This window comes from Streptomyces lushanensis (assembly GCF_001700515.1).
GTDB classification, from domain to species: Bacteria; Actinomycetota; Actinomycetes; order Streptomycetales; family Streptomycetaceae; genus Streptomyces; species Streptomyces lushanensis.
In genome coordinates this window covers 21,792-29,731 of record NZ_MAUD01000121.1, presented here as the reverse complement: position 1 = coordinate 29,731, position 7,940 = coordinate 21,792, and the positions used below count along the sequence as shown (strand labels likewise).

Annotated in this window: 3 protein-coding genes and 2 CRISPR repeat arrays; all 3 genes read left to right on the top strand. The window is 68.3% G+C overall.

Annotated features, from left to right (window positions below; genetic code table 11):
- The first annotated feature begins 590 nt into the window (after positions 1-590).
- The 3 genes from BFF77_RS11335 (at position 591) to BFF77_RS11325 (ending at position 7,775) form a co-directional block, all read left to right on the top strand.
- Entirely contained in the window at positions 591-1,685 is a 1,095-nt protein-coding gene (locus BFF77_RS11335; RefSeq protein WP_066947231.1) for a radical SAM protein, read from the top strand.
- 28 nt (positions 1,686-1,713) lie between these two features.
- A complete protein-coding gene (locus BFF77_RS11330; RefSeq protein ID WP_066947229.1) occupies positions 1,714-2,262 on the top strand; it encodes a class IV adenylate cyclase in 549 nt (182 codons plus the stop codon).
- A 354-nt stretch (positions 2,263-2,616) separates the two neighbouring features.
- Positions 2,617-3,682: direct repeats of the CRISPR family, unit length 29 nt; unit sequence CGGAACACCCCCGCCTGCGCGGGGACCAC.
- 91 nt (positions 3,683-3,773) lie between these two features.
- Positions 3,774-4,718: direct repeats of the CRISPR family, unit length 29 nt; unit sequence CGGAACACCCCCGCCTGCGCGGGGACCAC.
- Positions 4,719-4,847: 129 nt separating this feature from the next.
- Positions 4,848-7,775: a CRISPR-associated endonuclease Cas3'' gene (locus BFF77_RS11325; protein ID WP_066947226.1), complete on the top strand. Its 2,928-nt coding sequence runs from the start codon at positions 4,848-4,850 to the stop codon at positions 7,773-7,775.
- Positions 7,776-7,940 lie beyond the last annotated feature (165 nt).

Sequence of the window (7,940 nt, the reverse complement as noted above, 5' to 3'; positions counted from 1 at the left end):
GCCGAGGAGGAACACGGCCGTGGGCTGCCGCTCGTCAGCGCACTGGCCGTACGAGTCGGCCACCACGCGCGCAAACCGACGGGCAAGACGGTCTGGGCTCACATCCTGCGCACATCCCACGGACCACGATGAGACGGCCCCATACGAGTACGTCCCGCGGCACGCCCACGGGCTACCGCCCAGTCGCGACCAGCACGGGGACCCGCCGTCGGCGAGAGGCGACAGCCGTGATGCGCGTCATCGGCCGCTATGCCGGAGTCCTCTTCATCATCGGCATCAGCGCGTCATGCGGCCTCGTCGTCGGCCTGACACTCGCGACGGCCCCGACTCCGTAGACCGGTCCGCCCCGGGCGAGTACCCGCACCGCGGGTCGGCTCCCCCGTGCCCACCCGGGGCGGACCCTCCGCCCTCCGTCGGCTGCCTATGAGCGAGCTCGGCAGCCGACGGAGGGCCACCTCGGCCGCTCCGCACCCACCGACCGTGACCCCGACCGCAGTCGAGCCCTGGCAGCAGCGAGGGACGCGTCCTGCACGCCGCAGGCCCCCCTTGTACCGCAATCCCCTTCGACCCCACGCAAAGAGGCAGACCGAGTGATTCAGCACCCAGCACTGGAGAACATCGACCGCGCGGTCCCGATCACGGTCACCACCGACCGGACCCTCCGCGTCAAGGTCATCGACTCATGCGGCATGACCTGCACCTTCTGCCACAACGAAGGCACCCCCGTCAGCGTGGACAACCGTGCCCACGCCGCCGGCGTATTCACCGACTCGGGCAGCTCCGGACGCGTATCGATCTACGTGGCCACCAACGGCGCGAACTTCCTCAGCGCGCCTGTCTTCCCGGACGAATCCTTCCGCCGCGCACTGGAACAGCTCCAGAACGCCCTCGGCTTCAACGAGGTACACCTCACCGGAGGAGAACCGACCCTCCACCCCCGGCTCCCCGAGATCGTGACTACGGCCAGGGAAGCCGGCTACGCGGTGAGCATCACCTCGAACGGCGAGAACGGGGCCCGGACACTGCCAAGTTGCGCCCTGTCCGGGCTCGGGCGCGTCAACTTCTCCGTCTTCGGAACCACTCCCGAAGAGTTGATGCAGGTGCAGCACGTGCGGTTCCGGAACAAGGCCCTGGCCCAACGCAAGATCGCAGCACTGGACGAGTCGATCAGGCTCACCACGGAACTCGGCATGGACGCACGCGCGAACATCGTCCTGCCGCACCGGGACCACGTGCCGCGCGTTCACCGCCTCCTCGCCAAATACTCCTCCTCCCTGTCCGTCCGGATCCTCTCCTCGCTGGCGGACGGCGACGAATCCCTGAACGCCATCGACACCCTCCTCGACGAACTCGGCGCCGAACTCGAAGAAGTCCGCCTCATCGCGGGCACCTCGGGCTTCCGCATGTCCTACCGGCTGCCCGGCAACCGTCCGCTCATCGTCAAGCACATCCGGCCCGTCAGGCTGCCGACAACCTGCGCCGGCTGCCGCTTCAACAACAGCACCGACTGCGAGGAGGGCTACTACGGGGTGCGCCTGTACCGGGACGCCGCAGGACGCTTTCACGTCGGCGTCTGCATACAGCGCATGGACCTCTGCCGGCCCGTGGAAGAGTTCGTTGCCGGCGACGTACGCGACGAGGTCCTCCAGTTACGCGAGAACGACCTCCGAGACCTGACCGCCTGAAGACCGACCAACAGGAGCACAGACAGCGATGGCCCAGCACGAGTACGAGGCGAAATTCCTCAGCATCGACGTCGACGCGGTACGCGACCAACTCCGCGCCGCAGGCGCTCAACAAGCCTTCGACAAGACCCTGTTCACCCGCCTCATCTTCGAGAACGACGCAGTCCAGGGCGAACAGTGGCTGCGGCTGAGGGACGAGGGAGGCAAGAAAACCCTCACCCTGAAACAGGTCAGCGACGCCACCACCATCAACGGCACCACCGAAATCGAGATCGAAGTCAACGACCTCGACAAGACAGCCGAACTCCTCGGTGCCCTCGGACTGCGCCAGGTCCGGTACCAGCAGAACTACCGCGAGGAATGGCAGCTCGGCGACATCACCTACGACCTCGACACCTGGCCCGACCTCGCCACCTTCATCGAAATCGAAGGCCCCTCGGAAGAAGCAGTCCGCAAAGCGGTGGCCGCACTCGGCTTCGACTACGAACAGGCCCGCTACGGCAGCATCGACCTCATCTACAAGAGCGAACTGAACCGGGACATCCTCGCCGAGCCGACACTGCTCTTCGCCGAGTAGCTGATGTGCAGCGGGTGGGCCGCGCCCAGCGAGGGTGACGGCCCGCCCGCAAGTCCCACTCTTCAAGCCCGAAGCTGGGCGGATAGAGAAATGCAATACGACCGTAGATACGGATGACTGATCGGCCACGCCGAGGCGACTCGCCGCATGCTCGGGGGAGGCCGTAGGGACAGACCGAGCCCTTCCCACCCGGGGGCGCTTTTGCGCCGTGCGTAGGACGTGAACGACGGGCATCTTTTCTCTGATGGCGGCATGGGTGTGAGGACGTCCGCACAGGCGTCGGCGTCCTCAGCGGTACGCCCTTGCCTGAACAGGGGACCACGCAGACGGGCTGCTGTTGACGCTGTTCAGCCCCGGAACACCCCCGCCTGCGCTGGGACCACGCCGTGCCCTTTCGTACGCTGAGCCCAACGCGCGGAACACCCCCGCCTGCGCGGGGACCACCCCGCGATCGTGTCCGTCAGCCACGACGCGCCCGGAACACCCCCGCCTGCGCGGGGACCACGTGTAGGCGGGCGGTACGGCCTTGCGGGCTTCCGGAACACCCCCGCCTGCGCGGCGACCACACGTGCTGCTCAGCGATGAGCCGCACGGGGACCAAAACACCCCCGCCTGCGCGGGGACCACGCCAGCGCCGCCAGGTCGACTGCGTAGCACTGCGGAACACCCCCGCCTGCGCTGGGACCACCCACGAGTTGGCCATGGCAGGCTCCGGCTCGGCGGAACACCCCCGCCTGCGCGGGGACCACGGCTTGGTTCGCGGAGCAGCTCACCGTGCCGCGGGAACACCCCCGCCTGCGCGGGGACCACTAGGACGCCTTGTGAAGCTGGGGCGGCCCTCCCGGAACACCCCCGCCTGCGCGGGGACCACATGTACCGCGTTGCCCAGGTCACCCAGGACGACGGAACACCCCCGCCTGCGCGGGGACCACTGCGTACAACAAGAAGTACAAGACCAAGGTGTCGGAACATCCCCGCCTGCGCGGGGACCACGAGAAGTGTTCGCGCCTGCTGGCGCAGTACGACGGAACACCCCCGCCTGCGCGGGGACCACGACGGCGCGGCCCTGCTCGATGAAGTGGAAGCCGGAACACCCCCGCCTGCGCGGGGACCACGCGACGGTGACAGGGGCATCCCCCGACGCCCCCGGAACACCCCCGCCTGCGCGGGGACCACCACGCCGAGGTCGCGGCGGAACTGCCGAGCGGCGGAACACCCCCGCCTGCGCGGGGACCACGCCGACAGGCGCCGGGCAGCCAACTCGCAGTACGGAACACCCCCGCCTGCGCGGGGACCACGCGGGAGTGACCGCAGCCCCAGCCGGGGTGGTCGGAACACCCCCGCCTGCGCGGGGACCACACATCGAGAGCGGACGCGATCCTCGGGAGCGCCGGAACACCCCCGCCTGCGCGGGGACCACGTGTAGGCGGGCGGTACGGCCTTGCGGGCTTCCGGAACACCCCCGCCTGCCGGGGACCACTCCAGTCCTGCCGCAGCCGCGGCGCCGGTCGCCGGAACACCCCCGCCTGCGCGGGGACCACTCGAACATGTCGTCGTACACCTGCAAGATCCCCGGAACACCCCCGCCTGCGCGGGGACCACTGGAACCGGCCCGCTCCCAGCCCCGCGCCCAGCGGAACACCCCCGCCTGCGCGGGGACCACCTGTCTTCCATCGCGGTAGGCGACCTGGTCACCGGAACACCCCCGCCTGCGCGGGGACCACGCGGTTACGGAAGAAAGCCATGGTCAGATCACCGGAACACCCCCGCCTGCGCGGGGACCACGGTATTGCGCGGGCCAGGGCCGAGGCCAGGGGCGGAACACCCCCGCCTGCGCGGGGACCACTAGCCCGCGACGCGGGAGCCCTCCCAGGCGCGCGGAACACCCCCGCCTGCGCGGGGACCACTCGCAGGGCCGGTTCGACTCCGGCCCGGGGTGCGGAACACCCCCGCCTGCGCGGGGACCACACGGTCACGGAGACGGTCCTTCCCTGCGAATCCGGAACACCCCCGCCTGCGCGGGGACCACCTCATTCAGGTCGGCGCCCTGCTGTGCGGCCACGGAACACCCCCGCCTGCGCGGGGACCACCCGACCAGCGCGCCCAGCGCGATGCCCAGGCCCGGAACACCCCCGCCTGCGCGGGGACCACGTGTCCAACCCCAACGGCCGGCCAACAATCCTCGGAACACCCCCGCCTGCGCGGGGACCACGGAGCCACATCAAGGCAGTTCGGGCGGGCGCGCGGAACACCCCCGCCTGCGCGGGGACCACTTTGTTGACGCGGAGCGATGTCGTACCGCGGGCGGAACACCCCCGCCTGCGCGGGGACCACGTGGACAATGGGTGTCCACGGGGAAGGGTTGCCGGAACACCCCCGCCTGCGCGGGGACCACTTGAGCGCCCCGGTTGCACAGTGGGGAGGTTTCGGAACACCCCCGCCTGCGCGGGGACCACGCTTCCTGACCTGCGACGTTAGAGGGGCTTTGCAGTTCCTTGACCATCGCTCGTCCTCACGCCTCCATGGTGTCAGAGGCATGTGGTGAAGTACCCCTCAGTGAGACAACGCACTCGGAGGGGCGGGACATGATCGACGCGCGTCTTTGGGGGAAGTCCGACGGGCTTGCGAAGCCGTACCCCGTCATCGGGCACCTCGTGGATTCGGCGATGGTCTGCGGGGCCGTTTGGGACGGGGTCCTGACTGCCGCTCAGCGCCTCAGTGTCGCGGAAGCGTTAGGCGTCGAGTTACAGCAGGCCCGGCGGGTTGTCATGTTCTGGGCCGGGCTTCATGACCTCGGGAAAATTATGCCGCAGTTCCAGGACTTGGCCGTCCGGGAGAGGCCGGCTCACTGTGGATTTCTCCGTGAGGCTGCTTACACGCATGACCGGGTGAATGACAGCAGGGTCAAGAAGGTCCGTCATGAGTACGCCACTCATCGAGCGCTTCCACAGCTACTCGCCCAGTTCGGCTATCCCGTGTCCGGTGGGCGGATCGCGAAGCTGCTGCTTGCTCAAGTGGCTCAGATTCTCGGCGGGCACCACGGGCGGTACTCCGAAGGGATCGAACCGCAGGATCTGCGCGACCCGCTGATCGGCCTGCCGGAGCTGGGTGCCGGTGCCTGGACCGAGCAACGTCGGGAGCATGTTGCAGCGCTGTATGAGGTGTTGGAACGGCCTGCCGTCCCCGTTTGCAGCGCCCTGCCCACGCACGTAGCGGTCGTGATCGCCGGAGTCGTCATCGTTTCGGACTGGATCGCCAGCCAGGAGCATGTCATTCACCAGCAGCAGAAATCGGCCGACGCTCACCCGGATTTCGGTTCTTCGACCGCGCTACGCGCCCACGCGCGGAGCGCGGAACGCATGGCGCCCGCTCTTGTCGAGGATGCCGGCCTCGGCCGGGCCACCTTTGGCGGTGGCGCGTTTCGTGACTTGTTTCCGGAGATCACCTCGCCGTATCCGCTGCAGTTGAGCGTGGAGGCAGGATTGACCGGAGCAGTGAATGGTCCGGGCATTCTGCTGGTGACGGCACCGACGGGAGACGGTAAAACGGAGACGGCCCTGTACGCGGCGTCCTTGATGGGCGCGGCATGCGGGACCAGCGGATTGTTCTTCGCTCTGCCCACTCAGGCCACGGCGAATCAGATGTACGGGCGGCTTGTCCGCTTCGCCGAGAAAAACCTCTTGGAATCAGCCCAGTTGACTCTCCTGCACGGTGCGGCCGATCTGTACGCCCCCTACACGGAGTCCGCCGACGAGTTGGCGCACGGTGGCGTTGACCCCCGTCTGCTGTCCGACCACGAGACCAGCGGCGATCAGGAGCGGCAGATTTCTGTCGAGGCGAGCCGGTGGCTGCGGAAGCAGGGGAGGGGCATCCTCGCACCGCTGGCTGTCGGCACGATCGATCAAGCCCTGATGGGCGTACTGCCGCTGAAGCGAAATGCGTTGCGCCATCTCGGACTGTCCGGGAAAACGGTGGTGATCGACGAGGCCCACGCCTATGACGCCTACACCCATGCCCTGCTGCTCAGGCTGTTGGAGTGGCTCGGAGCCATGGGCGTTCCGGTCGTGCTGCTGTCGGCAACGCTCACCGGTGAGACGGCACGGGGCATGGTGCGGGCATACCTGTCCGGGGCCGATGCTGATGCCGGGGCGCGCGAGATACCCGTACCGTCATACCCGGGCTGGCTTTTCGCCTCCGTACACAGCGACCACGTCATTGAGCCGGCGGAACTTCTGCGCAGCGAGCGAGAGCGGGAGCTCGAAGTAGACGTTCGGCACGTCACGCACACGTACGAGCCGACCGTGGAGGGCGGCCGTTTGGCCACCCTGCTGGGTGTCCTGGACGACGTGGCGACCGGTGGCGGATGCGTGGCCCTCATCTGTACGACCGTCGCCGAAGCACAGCAGACGTATGACGCCCTGCGTGCCCATTACCGATCCCGTTACGGCGACGACTACGCGGGCTGGGACGATCGGTCTGAGGAAGACCAAGGTCGTAAGGACAGCGACGCCGGTCCTCGGCTGCGGCTGCTTCACGCTCGATTCCCCGCCCGGCGCAGGGCGGAGATCACTGCGGAAGCCGAGAAGTGGTTCGGGCGTACGGACAAGCCCGAGGTGCGGCGGCCTTCAGGCACACGAGGTGCGGTACTCGTCGCCACCCAGGTGATCGAGCAGTCCCTCGACCTCGACTTCGACCTGGTCGTCTCCGACCTCGCCCCGATGGCCATGCTGCTCCAGCGGGCAGGGCGGGTATGGCGCCATGCCGACCCCGCACCGACGCGGCCCGACTGGTCCGGCGGCCCACGCCTCGTGGTGCTGGCGCCCGTCGGGAAAGACCGCGGGCTGTCGGTCCCGGCCTCGTGGGGCGACGTCTACGCGCATTCGTTGTTGCGCCGCACCGTGGAACTGCTGGAGCGGCGGAACGGAGCGAGTCTGGCCGTGCCAGGAGATGTTCAGAAGTTGGTGGATGCCGTGTACGACCACGAGTTCGCCTCAGCGGCCCCGGAAAAACTGATGGAGCAGGACCTCCGCCGCATGGCCGATGACATGGCCCGTCGTGCATTGGCCGGCATGGTCGCGTTGCCTGCTCCTCGCATGGTCACGTCGTTGCACACCCTGACGACCAGCGACGCCGACGAGGAACTGGTCCGTACCCGCCTCGGTGCGGAGGCGGTTCAGGTTCTGCCGGTCTTCGAGAACGAAGCCGGTCGGTGGCTGGACGAGGAGTGCAGCATCAGACTGCCGGAGTCCGGGCACGGCTCGAAGGGCCGCTTCACGACGGCTGAGGTGCGTGCACTGCTCGGCTACGTGGCCCCTCTCGCCCATGGACCCTGGCGAGCGGAGTGCGGACCGGCGAACGTACCGCCCGCCGCCTGGCGGGACGAACCTCGGTTGGCGCGGCTTGTGCTCCTCCCGCATCGCGTGACCGGCGCAGGTCGGGGAGCGGTGCTGGGGGAGACCCGGATCACCTGTGACCGAGAGCTGGGTCTGATCATTCATCGTGATGGGCGATAGCGGGCGCGGATCGCGACCGTCCGTGCTGCCTGGCTCACCCAATCACCTTCTTCGAGCGCCGCCCCCAGTCACCTTGCTCAAATCTTTGCGAGATCAAGGAGGATGACGCTACGGTAGTCGGGCGATCGCGAAGCGTGTCTGCCTGGCAAGCCGGTTTTCCAGGCA